Below are 14884 nucleotides of genomic sequence, written 5' to 3'. Positions count from 1 at the left end.
CCGCGCTCAGCGAGATGCCTTTGAGCACCTCAACCTGACCGTAGCGTATGTGCAGCTTGCGGATTTCAAGCGCGGGCGTGGCCTCAGCCATGTGCGTTCCTCATATATGTTGCGCTCCAGCTGTTGGGTGGCCTTCCTGGCGAGGCGGCCAAGCTAGCATAGCGTTTCAATGGCAGCCAACAGCGCTACGAGCGGTTAACGGGTGGCATGTGGCAGGTTGTCGCATCGGCACAGCAGACTGTCGCCCCATCAACAACCGAACGGGTGTTTGATCGTGCAAACCCGTGGGTGTCGCGTAAAAAAAGGCGCGATGTTGCCAGCTTTGGCGGGGTGTTGGAAGCGCTATCCGGCCGAACGTACAGGATTCGCTCTTTTATTGTGCATCCCACACTTTTTCAGTGTGTTTCTGGTGCGCTGATTTGTCTTGAAAGTGAGTCGCAGGGTAACGTTCTGGCGAATAGCCATTAATCTCAAGGACTTGCGATGACCGTCCGGTCGCACGCAAAGCCGCGATCCAGAAGACTTTGAAACATTTTGGCGCATTTATTGCGTGCAGAATCCGGAACGCCCTGTTGGTTTCTTTTTACGAGAAAGAACACACCAGACAGGACGGACTGAATCGCTTTCCTCGCAAAGGTAGTTTCGATGAGCAGTACCCCAAGCTCCAATGGCCTTGAACAAGGGCTCAAACCGCGTCATGTGACCATGTTGTCGATCGCCGGTGTGATCGGCGCCGGTCTGTTCGTTGGCTCCGGCCACGCCATCGCTGCCGCCGGCCCTGCCGTGCTGCTGGCTTACGCCGCCGCCGGTACCCTGGTGGTGTTAGTGATGCGCATGCTCGGCGAAATGGCTGTTGCCTCGCCGGACACCGGTTCGTTCTCGACTTACGCCGACCGTGCCATCGGGCACTGGGCCGGTTTCACCATCGGCTGGTTGTACTGGTGGTTCTGGGTGTTGGTGATTCCGCTGGAAGCCAATGCCGCCGCGACCATCCTCCACGCATGGTTCCCGGGCGTAGGCATCTGGGCTTTCGCACTGATCATCACCATGTTGCTCACGGTCACCAACCTGTTCAGCGTGAAGAATTACGGCGAGTTCGAATTCTGGTTTGCGCTGATTAAAGTGCTGGCGATCATCGGCTTTATCGGCCTTGGTCTTGCGGCCATTTTCGGCTTTCTGCCGAACAGCCAGGTCAGCGGTGTGTCGCACCTGTTCGACAGCGGCGGCTTCCTGCCAAACGGCATGGGCGCGGTGCTGGGTGCAATCCTGACCACCATGTTCTCCTTCATGGGTACCGAAATCGTGACCATCGCGGCCGCGGAATCGAAGAACCCGGGCAAGCAAATCTCCAAGGCCACCAACTCGGTGATCTGGCGGATCGGTTTGTTCTACCTCGTGTCGATCTTCATCGTTGTGGCGCTGGTGCCATGGAACGATCCTACGCTGGCCAACCTCGGTTCCTACCAGACCGTGCTTGAGCGCATGGGCATTCCTAACGCGAAAATGATCGTCGACATCGTCGTTCTGGTCGCAGTGACCAGCTGCCTGAACTCGGCGCTGTACACCTCGTCGCGCATGCTCTTCTCCCTCGGCAAGCGTGGCGATGCCCCGGCCATGTCGACCCGCACCAACAAAAGCGGTACGCCTTACTGGGCAGTGATGTTGTCGACTGGCGCAGCGTTCCTCTGCACGTTCGCCAACTACGTGGCCCCGGCCGCGGTGTTCGAATTCCTCCTGGCCAGCTCCGGCGCCATTGCCCTGTTGGTTTACCTGGTAATCGCCTTCTCGCAATTGCGCATGCGCAAACAACGCGTGGCGCGCGGCGAGAAAATCGAATTCAGTATGTGGCTGTTCCCGGGCCTGACCTACGCGGTGATCATCTTCATCGTCGCGGCCCTGACGATCATGCTGTTCCAGGAAGCGCATCGCGTGGAGATCCTCGCGACTGGTTTGCTGAGTTTGATGGTGGTGGCTGCTGGCCTGCTGGTAGCGCGCCGTCGCAAGCTGGAAAAACGTGGCGCGGTGGTGTTGAACTGATCCGTAACGCGTAATGCAAAACGGCCGCTGTCAGTGATGACTAGCGGCCGTTTTTGTTTGTGCTCCCGGTGGCGAAATATTCTGCGCTTCAGATCCGAATCAGTTTTGCTCTCGCGAGAGCATGAAGTCTGAGCTGCAATTCTCTCCGTTGTCGAACCATTCATCCCAAGTTGTTTGCTTGAGAGATTTAACGGGTTCGTTTTTAGGGATTGCTGCTGAGTCTTCTGTTTTCGGAATTTCCCCGTCCTCGCTCGAACCTGCTGTCTTCATCTGACGTCCTTTTCTTGACCTTGCGTGAACGTGAAGCGAAAAAATTACTCGGCCTTGGGCTCGCCGTCTTCCACCGACTTGCCATAAGCATCCAGCGCGACCCCGAAATCGGTGATGAACTGTGGCTCGCTCAGCCAGGCCTGGGCTTCTTCGATCGTTACGCCTTCGGCCCACATGCGGTAGTCGATCAGCATGTCGGCGGCCAGGTGGGTGGCGGCCATGCCTTCGTTGTCGGCGTTCTCCATGTCCAGCAGCTCTGGATGGTCAACGATGACGAACGCCAGTTCGCGCAGCAGGGTCAGCAGCATTTCGTTGCGGCTGATGGCTTCGGCGTCGCGCATTTTGCTGAACATCGCCAGGACGTATTCCGGCACCGGCTCGGCGAGGTGGTCGAGGTCTTCGTCCTGCTCCAGCGGCTTGCGGCCGACCATACGGATTTGCTTGGCTTTGGCCTTGGCGCGTTTGGCGCGTTTCTGTTGCTTGTTCAGGGATGCCATGGGAGCTCAGTTCTTCTGTTGGGTGTTTGCGGCGATCGCGTCGGACGCCGCCACATAGTCGGCCTGGAAGGCCGGTGATTCGATCCATGCCAGCGCACCGGCCTCATCGGTTTCCTGCGACCACTGGCGATACTCGATCAGCGCGGCGAGGATGAAGTCCATCGCGCCTTCTTCGCCTTCCTGCTCATAAACCAGCTCCAGCAGCGGGTCTTCGAGGAACGCGGTGCACAGGGCCTGCTGGCTGATCTTCTCGGCGTCGATCATTTTCTTGAACAGCTCGGTCAGATCCACCGATTCGAAGTCGATGCGGTCGTCGTTCGGATCCAGCTCGACCGGCGCTTCAGCGCGTTTGGTGCGGTTCTGCTTGGCCTTGGCTTTGGCCCGGGTGGCGCGTTTTTGCTGCTTGTTGGCGGAGGCCATGATGTGTTCCGTCGTGCGTTGAGAGGGCTCAGCTGCGCGGGACTTGCCGTCCCGGTGTGTCGGGGGCCAGTGCGCCGGTGTGCAGCCAGGTCAGAGCGATGGGCCATAGTGTGGCTTGGTATGCGCTGCGAAAAAAGGCGAAATGTCCGACTTGTTGTTCGCCGATGTCCTGCGGTTCGATGCGCAGGTGGGTTTTTGAAGCGTTGTTGAAGTAGCCGAGCAGGCGTTCGATGGCCGCAATCGTGCCGTAGGGATCGTCGCTGATGCTGATGGCCAGCGTCTGCGCGCGGACATTGGCGAAGGGCAGGGTGCCGGTTTTTTTCATCAGTGCGCGACCGCTCGGGCGCCCTTCAAAACGCGCGGCAGGCGTGCTCCAGTCGCGTACAACGCCTGTCGGCGTGTCCTCCAGCCAGCCGAGGCGTTTGCCGGGGAAGTAGCCGCAGAACAGCGTTATCAATGGCATCAGCAGATGCCATTTGCCGAACATGCGCCAGCGATGCTCGGGCGCGTAATCTCGCCAGTAGGCGAACTGCGCGCCGACAGTGACCAACCGTCGGATAACTCGCCCGGACTCGGCCAAGCCCGCCGCGCAACCGCCAAAACTGTGCCCGACCACGTCAATCGGCTGACCGGGAAACTCACGTTGCGCACGCTTGAGCATCGCTTCGAAATCCAGCGCGCCCCAATCAGTCCACGAAGCGTTCAGGCCTTTGATCGAAGCCTGTCGCGATTCGCCGATGCCGCGGTAGTCGTAGGTGATGACGTCGAAGCCATTGGCGAACAGATAGGCGGCGAATCGCGAGTAGTGGCCGCAGCGCACGGAGGTGGCGGCGTTGATGATGACCACCGGGCGCTGGGCATCGGGGGATGTGTGACGCCAGGTGAAACCGCCCAGCACATAGCCGTCGGTAGCCGATTCTTTGAAAGGCTCGCCTTGAGCAGTATTCAAAATCGGCGACCTTGACTGCACATCCTGCGTTGCGGGCATGTCCTGACAGCTCATGACTCTCGACCTTGACGGGTAAGCTGCCAACGATAGTCTCCGCGCCGCCCGGGAACAATCCGTAGGGTTTATTCAGTGGATTGAGTCAGCATGCGTTCTTCGATCAAGGCCTGTTCGCGATTGAGTTCTGCGCGCAACTCTTCTTCACTCGGCAATATCGTTTTGTAGCTGCTGGCGAACAGTTGTTCGTTGCCTTTGAGCATCGAATAGCGCGCCACCGAATCGTTGCTTTCGGCAGACAAAATAATCCCGACTGTCGGCTTGTCGCCCTCGCTGCGCATCAGCTCGTCGTACATGCGCACATACATGTCCATCTGCCCGACATCGCGGGCGCTGAGCTTGCCGCGTTTGAGATCGATGATCACAAAGCATTTGAGCAGGTAGTTGTAGAACACCAGATCGATGTACAGATCGACGCCGTCGGTACTGATGCGTTGCTGGCGAGCAACGAAGGAAAAGCCTTTGCCCAGTTCGAGCAGAAAGCCCTGCAGGTGATCGATGAGAGCCTGTTCGAGACTGCTTTCCCTGACCTTGCCGGCTGACGGCAGGCCGAGAAACTCGAGCATGACCGGATCGCGAATGAACTCACGCGGATTGCATTTCATCGCTTCGATGTTGGTGGTGGCTTCTTCGATCACGTCGGCTTTGTCTCGACTCATGAGGAGCCGCTCGTAGTAGAGGGTGAGAATCTGGCGATCGAGGGCGCGGCTTGACCAGTTCAGGTTGGCGCACTCGTCCATGTACCAATGGCGCGCTTTTTCATTGTTCACCCCCAACAGCCGACGATAGTGGGTCCAGCTCAATTCGGAACGCACTGCGTTCCAAATTGGAAACAGCTGATAAAAGCTGCGCATGTATCGCAGATTACGTTCATCAAACCCTTTACCAAACTGCGCCGTCAGATCCTTCGCCAGCAAGGCAAGCAACTGCTTGCCATAGCCCGCACGCTGGGCGCCCCGTTGCTCAAACTCGACGATATGCCGGCCGATCTGCCAGCAGGTTTGCACTTGAATCGTATCAACCGCTCGCAGCACTTTTTGCCGCGCCTGACGAATCAACTCGCCAAGCTCCCCCAGCAATGAATCGATTTTCGGGTCTTGCGTGTCAGCAGGTTTTAACTGGCTCATCGAGTCTTCCGCTTCATTGTGAACAGACGCAAAAGCATGCCCGGCGTCGCCGTTTGAGTATGTCGGGAGAGACGGTGAAATCCGCAGGAAGAGGCGATTGCTCATGCAGGACACTGCCGAGGAAAAGGACGTTGGCGGGCAGGGTCTGTAGTCCATTTCTTACGAGCGCCAAGTGCTACCGGTATTTACGCCGGGCCCTGCTCGCAGGTTTGCCGATACGCGTCAGTCGATGCCACGCCATCCCTGCGACCAGCAGCAATCCGCCAAAAAATCCTTCAAAAACGATATGAAACCAGTACGCGCCCGGTTGCCCGGCAAGGGTGTAGACCTTGGCCGGCCCGCCGCGAGTGGCGGTAGTGATGGTGTCGTGAATCAAGCCGTCGATGACCGAGTAGCACAGCAGCGCGCCGGTAAAGATCAGAAACACGCTGATCATGATCGCCAGTCCTCTCGATACCAGGCTTTCCTGAGGTGGCGGCGGATGGGGCAGGGGGATGCGAGTTCGTTTCTGGTTCATCGCGGGGATGACCCTCTTCCGTAAGGGCGGATCTCTGGGGATGGGATCGCGGATTTTCATGGTTGCGGCGTGATGCTGCTCAAAACGAGGCCACTGCCTGCGAGAGCACAACGCGCAATGAGTTGCTTTCAACACTCAGCAGTTTGATGGCCAAGGCGCAGCAAACCACGATCAGCATCGGTTTAATCAGTCGCGGCCCGACCCGAACAGCGGCACGCGCGCCTAACTGCGCGCCGACGAACGCCGCCAGTGCCATGGCAATTGCGACTGGCCAGATGATCACGCCTTTGGTGATGAACACCGCCAGCGAACCCAGATTGCAGGATGCGTTGGCGAGCTTGGTAAAACTCATGGCGCGCATCATGCCCAAGCCGCACAGAAGGACAAATCCTACGATAAAGAAAGAACCCACGCCCGGCCCGAATATACCGTCGTAAAAGCCCAGGATGGGCGCAACGGTAAATGAAAACAGCAGAATTCCTATTCGCTTGCGTCGATCTTCATTCGCCAGTTTTGGCGACAGCGCAAAATAGATGGCCACCAGAATCAACATGATCGGCACGCAGGCTTCGAGGTAGCGCTTGTCGATTGAGCTGATCAGCAGCGCACCGCTGGCGCCGCCAATGAAGCCACAGATCATCAGATAGCGACCTTCCCGCCATTCGATCAAGCCTTTGCGGGCAAAGGTTGCCGTGGCCGAGATCGTGGCTGATGCCGCCTGAAACTTGTTCGTGGCAATGGCGCTGATCGGATCCACCCCCGCCAGAAATAAAGCCGGCAGGGTGATCAAACCGCCGCCCCCAGCGATCGCATCAAAAAAACCGGCGCAGAACGCGACGAGCGCGAGCATGCCGATGATGTCCCAAGACATTGTGTTCCCTCGTTTTCAGGTTACTTCCGTGTTGTGAATCTGGTGTGGAGCGATGCGGCAACTCTTCATCGCATTTTGCCTAAACCGAAGCGTCGTGTATGTCGTCCATTTCCGCTGTGGCCTACGGAGCGTTCCGACAGGTTTGAGAGACTTCAGGGATATGCGACTCCGCGCGTTGTAGGCATCGTCGTCTGATCGCGGTCTGATGCTGGTTGGGAGGGGGTAGAGAGAGGGGAGGGAAACGTTGTGCGGCGATTCCGTCGATATGAAACCGTGCCTTACCAAATCGCAGACATAAAAAACCCTGAATTTTGCGATTCAGGGTTTTTGGTATTTGGTGGAAGACGAGATTTTACATTTGGCGTGTCGTCGTATTCTGAAGTCAGGAATCCGAGTCCGATACATGCTCAGCTTGAGTCTCATCTCCAAACAGTCGATCAGCTAACTGTCTGCCTCGTTCCAGCCCTTCAGCGGTTAACCAAACCGATTTCTTCCTGTTCACCGGGTCACTGATGAAGCCATGTTCATGAAGCCGATTCATGACCTCGAAGTCGAAACCTTTCCAAGAATTGCCGTTATTGAAGCTGAAGGTTGCCAGCAGGGCAAGCACGGTTTCTTCAATCAGTTTGTCGTCGTATTCCATCATCGTTGCTCCGCTAATCCAAAGCTGATCGCTGATCTTATTTGGCTTTCAGGTCAGGTAGCAGATCCATATGACCTGATCTACCCAAGACGATGTTGCTAGAAATTATGCTGGCTTATGAATCTACCAATCTTTTTAGGAAGGTGTCGGGAGGTATCAAATCCCGATCTAACTCTTCCATATAAGTCATCAAGAACAGGTTGATGGGCGACGATTTCTCCCTCGTCAACTTTCAAATCGAGACGTGATGAGTCAAAGACGGCAGCCTCCTTATAGACCACCCAGCTATCCCATCTTACGAAAGGATGGCATCTCGTAGTCAGGATGCATGAAGGATCGTGCTAGATCCCTGGTTTTACCGAAGAGATATTTACAGCCAGGACACCGTCGTAGCCATGTTCATGAGAGTAGACGGGATCATTCATCACAATGTGAAGATGATTGGATGGGCCGCTGAGTATCAGTAGAGTTCCTTTTCTTAAAATATTCCCTGGCATCAGATCAACTCAGAAATAGCCCTTCCTAGACTTTTTCGCTCAAACAATTCCCGAGCCAGCATTTCTGCCTGACCTTCGTCCTTGCCAAGCGCCCTGAATACAGCGCGAGGATTGATCGGAGTTGAAGAACGACCCGGATCTACCCACTCTGGCAGGTGCTCATGAGTGTAATCAACGAGCTCCCAGCGCTTCATTCGCCCGAACTTTTCCCAGACGTGCTCCATGATTTCAATATCTGCATCCGACAGCTCGTCCAAATCTTCGACGTCTGTCTGCCCGCGGCTTAGAGATACTTCGAATTGTGCTTCGGAGGTTACCCAGCTTCGCCAGACAGACGACTGGATTTGGCCTGTTATGAGGTTGAGCGTTGTAGACAGCACAGGGCCCTGCGCCATCGAGACGTGCGAGTCGTGCGATATGGGGGCGCTATAGCGATCCATCGACTCACGGTCAGCCAGATAAAGCAGCTTCATGAGTTTTATGTAGGCCATGCGTCCGCCGCGTTTTTGCAAAAAGTAAACCGCCATCTGGGCTACTTTTTGTTCGCTGAAGATCACAGTTGAACCCCTTTCCCCAATCCATAGGGACATGTTGAAAATGGTGCCGGATTATCGGCCCGCCAATGTGTTAGTCAAGAACCTCATTAACAGGTTCTGCCCAGCGGTCGCTTGAGGTAACCGCTTGGTGAAAGAGACTGTACATTTGTACAGTTAAAATCGCAATCCAAGAGGCTACCACTCATCTATAGCATGCTTGTGTCGAGCCAGCGAATGACAGGCTTGAGTGAGTGCATAGGAGTGGCAGCTTAGGTCGCTAAAGATGCAGGCGATTTCAACGTCTGCCAAATCGCAGACATAAAAAAACCCTGAATCTTGCGATTCAGGGTTTTCGGTATTTGGTGCCCAGAGACGGAATCGAACCGCCGACACGGGGATTTTCAATCCCCTGCTCTACCGACTGAGCTATCTGGGCAACGGGGCGCATTAAAAGGGTTTTTCGGATTTACGTCAACGACTTTTTTAAAATTTCTTAAATTAATTCCGTCGCTTACGATCCGACCCCCGATTTCCGGGGTTTACTCTGCAGGTGGAACGTAGCCTTCGGCTTGAGCGTATTCCTCGCCGGAGAAGTACTTGTCCATTTCGCCCTGAAGATATTTGCGGTCTTCGGCGTTCATCATGTTCAAACGCTTTTCATTGATCAGCAGGGTCTGGTGTTTCTGCCAGTCGGCCCAAGCCTTGGCCGAGACGTGGTCAAAAATATCCTGACCTTTAGCGCCCGGGAAAGGGGCGCGTTCCAGGGCGGGCAGTTCTTCTTTGTATTTACGGCACATTACGGTGCGGGTCATGGCGACTCTCCTGCATTCAAGACGGCGGCCGCGCGTTCGAGCAAGGTTTTGACCGGGGCGGCGAGGCCCAGGCGCGGCGGGGTGGCGAGGTTATACCAGAGCCAGTCGGCCTCGGCCACGTGATGGGCGGCCTCCTGTACCTGAACCAGCCAGGGTTCGATGGACAGCTGGAAATGGCTGAACGTGTGGACAAGGCTCGGCAGCGCCTGCTGCTCGCCCATGGTCAGCGCGTGCTGATCGGCGAGGTGTTGCAGGTCGTCGAGGTCGTCGAGTTCCGGCAGGCTCCACAAACCGCCCCACAAACCGCTCGAGGGGCGACGGTAAAGCAGAATCGCACCGTCGCCGTTGGCGAGCATCGGCATCAGCGTGCGCTTCTGCGGGATGGCTTTGCGCGGCTTGGGAATCGGGTAGCGGGTTTCGAGGCCGAGCATGTGCGCTTCACAACCACGCTCCAGCGGACACAGCAGGCAACTCGGTTTGCTGCGCGTGCAGAGCGTGGCGCCGAGATCCATCATCGCCTGGGTGTAGGCGTTGACCCGATCGTGCGGCGTAAAGCGCTCAGCGTTGGCCCAGAGCTGTTTGGCCACCTTCGGCTCGCCGGGATAACCCTCTTGCGCAGTAAAGCGCGCCAGCACGCGTTTGACGTTGCCATCGAGGATCGGCGCGCGCAGGCCCATGCTGATGCTCGCGATGGCGCCGGCAGTGGACAAGCCGATGCCCGGCAAATCCGTAAGCTTTTCGACGTCACGCGGAAACTCGCCGCCGTACTGGCTGACGACGATCTTCGCGGTCTTCTGCAAATTGCGCGCGCGGGTGTAATAACCCAGGCCAGTCCACAAGTGCAGCACCTCGTCTTCCGGCGCTTCGGCGAGCGCTTCGACCGTCGGCAGCGTGGCCATGAAACGGTCGAAGTAGTTGAGCACGGTGCTGACCTGAGTCTGCTGCAGCATGATCTCCGACACCCACACCCGATACGGATTGATGTCTTGCTGCCAAGGCAAATCGTGGCGGCCGTGGCGGTCGAACCAATCCAGCACCGCCGTGGAAAACTGCTCCGCTCTCATCGCTTGAACAGCCCCTTCAGTGCGTTTTTCAATTCCGGGCTGACCTTGTCACCGAGTTTCTCGTCGATCTTGTCGCTGAGCTTGTCGCCAGCCAGTTTGGTCGCGACCTGACCGAGTCGATCATTGTCGACGCGGCAGGCTTTCGCGCCCAGTTCCAGCGGGCCACGGCAGCGCAGCGGCCACTCGATGCCGACGAATTTTTCGCCGACCTGACAGGCTGGATCCGGCATCGCACTGGTGTCGCCTTCGACGATGATGCCGACGCGGTAATCCATGCCGAGCACGCGCAAATCGATGTCGCCATCACCGTTGACGGTCATGCCGGGGATGCGCACTTTCAGATCCGGGTTGCTGGCGATGCCGTTGCGGAAGGTCAGGTTGCCCTTGAGTTCCTGGAACGGCGTGTCTTTGCCGCGTGGCTCGCCGCTGAGGGTTTTGCGGTTGAGTGTGGCGATGCCTTTGCACAGTTGCTGTTCAAGGTTGGCGTTGAGCAGCACGCCGTTATTGATCACGAAGCTGGCGTTGCCATTGAGGCTTTCGATCAGCGCTTGCTGGCTGTTGCCGTTGCCGGTGACGTTACTGGTGAGGGTCACCAGACCTTTCACCGGCGGATTCTTGCCTTGGCTTTCGAGGATTTTATCGACCGGCACGCGATTGAGCTTGGTCTGCAAATTCAGCACGGGCGCGGTTTGGCGGACATCAAGGGTGCCATTGGCGGCGAAGTTGCCGTTGTACAAGTCGCCGCTCAGGTTGGTCAGGGTCAGCAGGCCGCCTTGGCCGGTGGCTTTCAGTGCGGCGTTCTGGATCGGCAATTTGTCGAGGGTCAGTTGGCCGAAAGTCAGATCGGCGTCCACATCGAGCTTGGCCAGACGTTCCACCGGCAGCAGGCGATCGGTGCTCCACGCGGTTTTGGTCGGTTTGTCCGGCAGCGGCGTACTGCCGGCGCCGGCCATGGCATCGGCTTCGGTGCTGGCGACTTCGGCCTGACGCACTTGCGTGGCGTTCGCAGCTTTTTCCGATTTCGGCGGCAGGTAGCGGTCGACGTTGAAGGTGTCAGTCTTGAGGATCGCGCGCAGCGATTGCTTGGCGAAATCCTCGACGGCGATGCGGCCGCTGAAGCTGCTGTCGTCGACTTTCAGGTTGATGTTGTCGAACGCGACGCTGGTTGGCGTGGCGGCAATGCGGCTGACCAGTTCGACTTTGCTCAGGCTGCCGGCGGCCATCGCTGGAAGTGTCTGGCCGATACTGTCGACGAATTTCGCCAGATCGAACTGAGCGATGGAGAGGCCGCCAGTGATCTGCGGGGTTTTATCGAGATCGTTGGCTTTCAGTTCACCCAAAGCGCGCAATTGGTTGGCGGAGATCTTGATCCCCGTCCATTCGGCGACGTTCGCGGCTTTATCCAGCGAAACCTGGCCTTGAGCCGAGAAGGTCATGGCTTTGCCTTGCAGCGGATCGCCAGTCAGTTCGCCGGACAATTTCATGTCTTCGAACCTGTAGCGTTGCAGCGCGCGCTCGATGCGCAATTCGCCGTTCAGCTCGGTGCGCACCCGCAGCATCGGCTGATTGGTGCTGAGGAAAGCGGTAGCCTTCAACGGAATATTGGTCGAATCGTGAACCGCGCCGGTGCTCAACTGGATGCTTTCGGCGCTGAACTGCTTGCCGGTCTTCTCGTCGTTGTATTCAACGCGGGCGTTGTTGACGGTCAGGCTGTCGATGTCGAGGCGGATTGGTTGCGGTGGTTTTTCCGGTGTTGCCGGAGTTTCGCTGGCCGGTTGATTGGCTGCGACAGGCGGCGTTGCACCGGCAGGCTGCGGCAGCTTGCCAATGTCTTCCCAGTTGCCATGACCGTCCTTGTCGCGGTTCAGGCGCAGGTTCAGGCCTTCGACGCGCACGTCGCTCATCTGCACTTCACGGCGCAGCAGCGGCAGCACACGCACGGACAGGCCGAGCATCTGCAAGTCGGCAAACGGTTCGGCCGGTTTGATCAGGGTGGCGACGCTGGCCTCGTGCAATTCCAGGCCGAGCCACGGGAACAGGCTCCAGCCGATATCGCCATTGAGCGTCAGCTCGATGTGGGCCTTGTCGCGGGCTATCTGGCGGATCTCGTCTTTATAGTCGTTGGGATCGAAGAGGTGGGTCAGGGCAAAGCCTGCCGCCACGATGATCAGCAACAGCCCGAGAAGTACCAGACCCAGGATTTTGCCGAACGCTTTCATGGGCGAGTCCTTGTAATTAGTCGAATTCGTAATTTAGCCGGGGAGTATAGCGCTGCAAATGCCCGGTTCGGTGTGGCGTCATGTTGCCAGTACCGCCAATGGCGCGTGCAACTTCGCCGCGATGGCCAGAACTTCAGGATGTCCGGCAGGTGCCAGCAGGCGCAGTTCGGCCCCCGCTTGCGACGCCATTTTCTGCGCTTGGTTCACCCGTCGTTCAGCAAAAATCGCCCCGTGTAGGAGCTGCGGAACGCTGCGATCTTTTGATGTTTTTCAAAAACAGGATCAAAAGATCGCGGCCTTCGGCAGCTCCTACACAGGTGTAGAGATCAGATGACATGAAAAAGGTGATATCAGTTTGGTTTTTCTGTCACCTGCAAATGGTAACCTTCGCCCCGTTCGTCCGTCCCTCTGCGACTTAACGTCGCGCCTTCAAGGAGCTTCACCCAAAAAACGGTCATGCCTGCGTGCATAAGGCCGAGGGTGAACAGTGGCTGGCGAACCATACTAATAATTGGGGGATACACAATGAGCACGAGCATTACGGCGGACGGCCTCAGCGCCGCCCAGCCTGCGTTCCTCTCCAAGGAGCGCATCATCGCCAAGCCCGGTTTCAACCGCTGGCTGGTTCCACCGGCCGCGTTGGCCATCCACTTGTGCATCGGCATGGCCTACGGCTTCTCGGTGTTCTGGTTGCCGCTGTCCAAGGCGCTGGGCGTCACCGCGCCAGTGACTTGCGCGCCGGACATGAGCTTCATCGCACAAGTGTTTTCGTCGCAATGCGACTGGCCGATCTCGATGCTCGGCTGGATCTACACGCTGTTCTTCATCTTCCTCGGCTGCTCGGCAGCGATCTGGGGTGGCTGGCTGGAGCACGCTGGGCCGCGCAAGGCTGGCGTGGTATCGGCACTGTGCTGGTGCGGCGGTCTGCTGATTTCGGCGCTGGGTATTTATACCCACCAGATCTGGCTGATGTGGATTGGCTCGGGCGTGATCGGCGGTATCGGTCTCGGTCTGGGCTACATCTCGCCGGTCTCGACACTGATCAAGTGGTTCCCGGACAAGCGCGGCATGGCGACCGGCATGGCCATCATGGGCTTCGGTGGCGGCGCGATGGTCGGTGCACCGTTGGCGACGGCGCTGATGAGCCACTTCGGCTCGGCTGAAGGCGTTGGCGTCTGGCAGAGCTTCGTGGCCATGGCCGCGATCTACTTCGTGTTCATGATCGGTGGCGCTCTGTCGTACCGCGTGCCGCCAACCGGCTGGAAACCTGAAGGCTGGACTGCGCCGGCGAAGAAAGCCGCGAACGCGATGATCACCAATCGTCACGTGCACGTGAATGTGGCGTGGAAAACCCCGCAATTCCGTCTGGTCTGGCTGGTGCTGTGCCTGAACGTTTCTGCCGGTATCGGCATCCTCGGCATGGCGTCGCCACTGTTGCAGGAAGTGTTCGGCGGCAAGCTGCTGGGCGTTGATGTGCCGTTTGGTCAGCTCGATGCCGGTCAGTTGGCTTCGATCGCTGCGATCGCTGCGGGCTTCACTGGTTTGCTGAGCCTGTTCAACATCGGTGGCCGCTTCTTCTGGGCCTCGTTCTCGGACTACCTGTGCCGCAAAAATACCTACTTCGTGTTCTTCGCCCTGGGTTTTGCCCTGTACGCGCTGATTCCGAACATGGGCCATTTGGGCAACGTTGCGCTGTTCGTGGCGGCGTTCTGCATCATTCTGTCGATGTACGGCGGTGGTTTCGCGACGGTTCCAGCGTATCTGGCTGACCTGTTCGGTACGCAAATGGTTGGCGCGATCCACGGTCGTCTGCTGACTGCTTGGGCGGCGGCTGGTGTGCTCGGCCCGGTGCTGGTGAACTACCTGCGTGAATATCAGTTGAGCATCGGCGTTGAACGCGCTGCCGCTTACGACATCACTTTGTACATCCTCGCCGGCCTGCTGGTGTTGGGCTTCCTGTGCAACATGCTGGTACGTCCGGTGGCCGACAAGTACTTCATGACCGACGCTGAACTGGCCGCCGAACAGGCGCTGGGTCACGACAAAGGTGCTGATGCCAGCACCGTTCTGGAGTGGAAAGCCGCGCCGGGCAGCAAGCCGCTGGCGATTGCTGCTTGGTTGGCCGTGGGTATTCCGTTGGCGTGGGGTGTGTGGGTAACCCTGCAGAAAACGGCGGTACTGTTTCACTAAGTAATGGGTAAAACGCAGTACCCCTGTAGGAGTGAGCCTGCTCGCGATAGCGGTCTGACAGTCACAGAAATGTTGACTGTGAGGCCCTCATCGCGAGCAGGCTCACTCCTACAGTTGTTTTTGCAGTGCCTGTAATGGCTTGTATGGACATGTCTACCCGCGACAGCCGGGCGTTCTATCC

General features: G+C 57.7%; 13 protein-coding genes, 1 tRNA gene and 2 pseudogenes. 2 read left to right on the top strand and 14 right to left on the bottom strand.

Annotated features, from left to right (window positions below; translation table 11 throughout):
- Positions 1-91: pseudogene (locus ACIP66_RS23410) on the bottom strand (ATP-binding protein); the annotation flags it as partial.
- Positions 92-645: 554 nt separating this feature from the next.
- Here ACIP66_RS23410 and gabP point away from each other — a divergent pair.
- Positions 646-2037, top strand: a complete 1392-nt coding sequence (gene gabP / locus ACIP66_RS23405; protein WP_129387717.1) for a GABA permease — start codon at positions 646-648, stop codon at positions 2035-2037.
- A 314-nt stretch (positions 2038-2351) separates the two neighbouring features.
- On the opposite strand, the gene ACIP66_RS23400 is transcribed toward gabP, so the two are convergent.
- The 13 genes and pseudogenes from ACIP66_RS23400 to ACIP66_RS23340 all read right to left on the bottom strand — a co-directional run.
- Positions 2352-2804, bottom strand: coding sequence for a hypothetical protein (locus ACIP66_RS23400; protein WP_212549959.1), 453 nt, complete (start codon positions 2802-2804; stop codon positions 2352-2354).
- A 6-nt stretch (positions 2805-2810) separates the two neighbouring features.
- Positions 2811-3224 carry a hypothetical protein gene (locus tag ACIP66_RS23395; RefSeq protein WP_053116577.1) on the bottom strand — a complete coding sequence of 138 codons (414 nt, stop codon included), beginning with the start codon at positions 3222-3224 and terminating at the stop codon, positions 2811-2813.
- A 28-nt stretch (positions 3225-3252) separates the two neighbouring features.
- Positions 3253-4227 carry an alpha/beta fold hydrolase gene (locus tag ACIP66_RS23390; RefSeq protein ID WP_400651228.1) on the bottom strand — a complete coding sequence of 325 codons (975 nt, stop codon included), beginning with the start codon at positions 4225-4227 and terminating at the stop codon, positions 3253-3255.
- A gap of 68 nt (positions 4228-4295) precedes the next feature.
- Positions 4296-5354 (bottom strand): YhcG family protein, encoded by a 1059-nt coding sequence (locus tag ACIP66_RS23385; protein WP_400651226.1) that lies wholly within the window; start codon positions 5352-5354, stop codon positions 4296-4298.
- A gap of 175 nt (positions 5355-5529) precedes the next feature.
- Positions 5530-5790, bottom strand: coding sequence for a hypothetical protein (locus ACIP66_RS23380; protein ID WP_400651224.1), 261 nt, complete (start codon positions 5788-5790; stop codon positions 5530-5532).
- A gap of 160 nt (positions 5791-5950) precedes the next feature.
- Positions 5951-6742, bottom strand: coding sequence for a TSUP family transporter (locus ACIP66_RS23375; protein WP_400651222.1), 792 nt, complete (start codon positions 6740-6742; stop codon positions 5951-5953).
- 382 nt (positions 6743-7124) lie between these two features.
- Positions 7125-7385 carry a DUF6429 family protein gene (locus ACIP66_RS23370; protein ID WP_400651220.1) on the bottom strand — a complete coding sequence of 87 codons (261 nt, stop codon included), beginning with the start codon at positions 7383-7385 and terminating at the stop codon, positions 7125-7127.
- 496 nt (positions 7386-7881) lie between these two features.
- Entirely contained in the window at positions 7882-8439 is a 558-nt protein-coding gene (locus ACIP66_RS23365) for a Panacea domain-containing protein (RefSeq protein WP_400651217.1), read from the bottom strand.
- A 339-nt stretch (positions 8440-8778) separates the two neighbouring features.
- Positions 8779-8854, bottom strand: a tRNA-Phe gene (locus ACIP66_RS23360).
- Positions 8855-8957: 103 nt separating this feature from the next.
- Entirely contained in the window at positions 8958-9230 is a 273-nt protein-coding gene (locus tag ACIP66_RS23355) for an oxidative damage protection protein (RefSeq protein ID WP_053116583.1), read from the bottom strand.
- A complete protein-coding gene (gene mutY / locus ACIP66_RS23350; RefSeq protein ID WP_400651214.1) occupies positions 9227-10294 on the bottom strand; it encodes an A/G-specific adenine glycosylase in 1068 nt (355 codons plus the stop codon). Before mutY ends, ACIP66_RS23355 begins: the two co-directional genes overlap by 4 nt.
- Entirely contained in the window at positions 10291-12513 is a 2223-nt protein-coding gene (locus ACIP66_RS23345; protein ID WP_400651212.1) for an AsmA family protein, read from the bottom strand. The genes mutY and ACIP66_RS23345 overlap by 4 nt, the downstream gene beginning before the upstream one ends.
- Before the next feature lie 78 nt (positions 12514-12591).
- A pseudogene (locus tag ACIP66_RS23340) lies at positions 12592-12732 on the bottom strand (aspartate 1-decarboxylase autocleavage activator PanM); the annotation flags it as partial.
- A 306-nt stretch (positions 12733-13038) separates the two neighbouring features.
- On the opposite strand from ACIP66_RS23340, the gene ACIP66_RS23335 reads away from it, so the two are divergent.
- Positions 13039-14703, top strand: a complete 1665-nt coding sequence (locus tag ACIP66_RS23335) for an OFA family MFS transporter (RefSeq protein ID WP_400651209.1) — start codon at positions 13039-13041, stop codon at positions 14701-14703.
- The last annotated feature ends 181 nt before the right edge of the window (positions 14704-14884 follow it).

This window comes from Pseudomonas sp. NPDC088429 (assembly GCF_044753305.1).
In the GTDB taxonomy this organism is placed as follows: Bacteria; Pseudomonadota; Gammaproteobacteria; order Pseudomonadales; family Pseudomonadaceae; genus Aquipseudomonas; species Aquipseudomonas rustica.
This window is presented reverse-complemented; position numbering and strand designations above follow the sequence as displayed.

Excerpts from the sequence above, each read along its gene's own strand:
- ACIP66_RS23380 (WP_400651224.1), bottom strand. The coding sequence starts at position 5,790 with ATGATCAGCGTGTTTCTGATCTTTACCGGCGCGCTGCTGTGCTACTCG.
- ACIP66_RS23385 (WP_400651226.1), bottom strand. The coding sequence starts at position 5,354 with ATGAGCCAGTTAAAACCTGCTGACACGCAAGACCCGAAAATCGATTCA.
- ACIP66_RS23370 (WP_400651220.1), bottom strand. The coding sequence starts at position 7,385 with ATGGAATACGACGACAAACTGATTGAAGAAACCGTGCTTGCCCTGCTG.
- ACIP66_RS23345 (WP_400651212.1), bottom strand. The coding sequence starts at position 12,513 with ATGAAAGCGTTCGGCAAAATCCTGGGTCTGGTACTTCTCGGGCTGTTG.
- ACIP66_RS23335 (WP_400651209.1), top strand. The coding sequence starts at position 13,039 with ATGAGCACGAGCATTACGGCGGACGGCCTCAGCGCCGCCCAGCCTGCG.
- gabP (WP_129387717.1), top strand. The coding sequence starts at position 646 with ATGAGCAGTACCCCAAGCTCCAATGGCCTTGAACAAGGGCTCAAACCG.
- ACIP66_RS23390 (WP_400651228.1), bottom strand. The coding sequence starts at position 4,227 with ATGAGCTGTCAGGACATGCCCGCAACGCAGGATGTGCAGTCAAGGTCG.
- mutY (WP_400651214.1), bottom strand. The coding sequence starts at position 10,294 with ATGAGAGCGGAGCAGTTTTCCACGGCGGTGCTGGATTGGTTCGACCGC.
- ACIP66_RS23400 (WP_212549959.1), bottom strand. The coding sequence starts at position 2,804 with ATGGCATCCCTGAACAAGCAACAGAAACGCGCCAAACGCGCCAAGGCC.
- ACIP66_RS23395 (WP_053116577.1), bottom strand. The coding sequence starts at position 3,224 with ATGGCCTCCGCCAACAAGCAGCAAAAACGCGCCACCCGGGCCAAAGCC.
- ACIP66_RS23355 (WP_053116583.1), bottom strand. The coding sequence starts at position 9,230 with ATGACCCGCACCGTAATGTGCCGTAAATACAAAGAAGAACTGCCCGCC.
- ACIP66_RS23375 (WP_400651222.1), bottom strand. The coding sequence starts at position 6,742 with ATGTCTTGGGACATCATCGGCATGCTCGCGCTCGTCGCGTTCTGCGCC.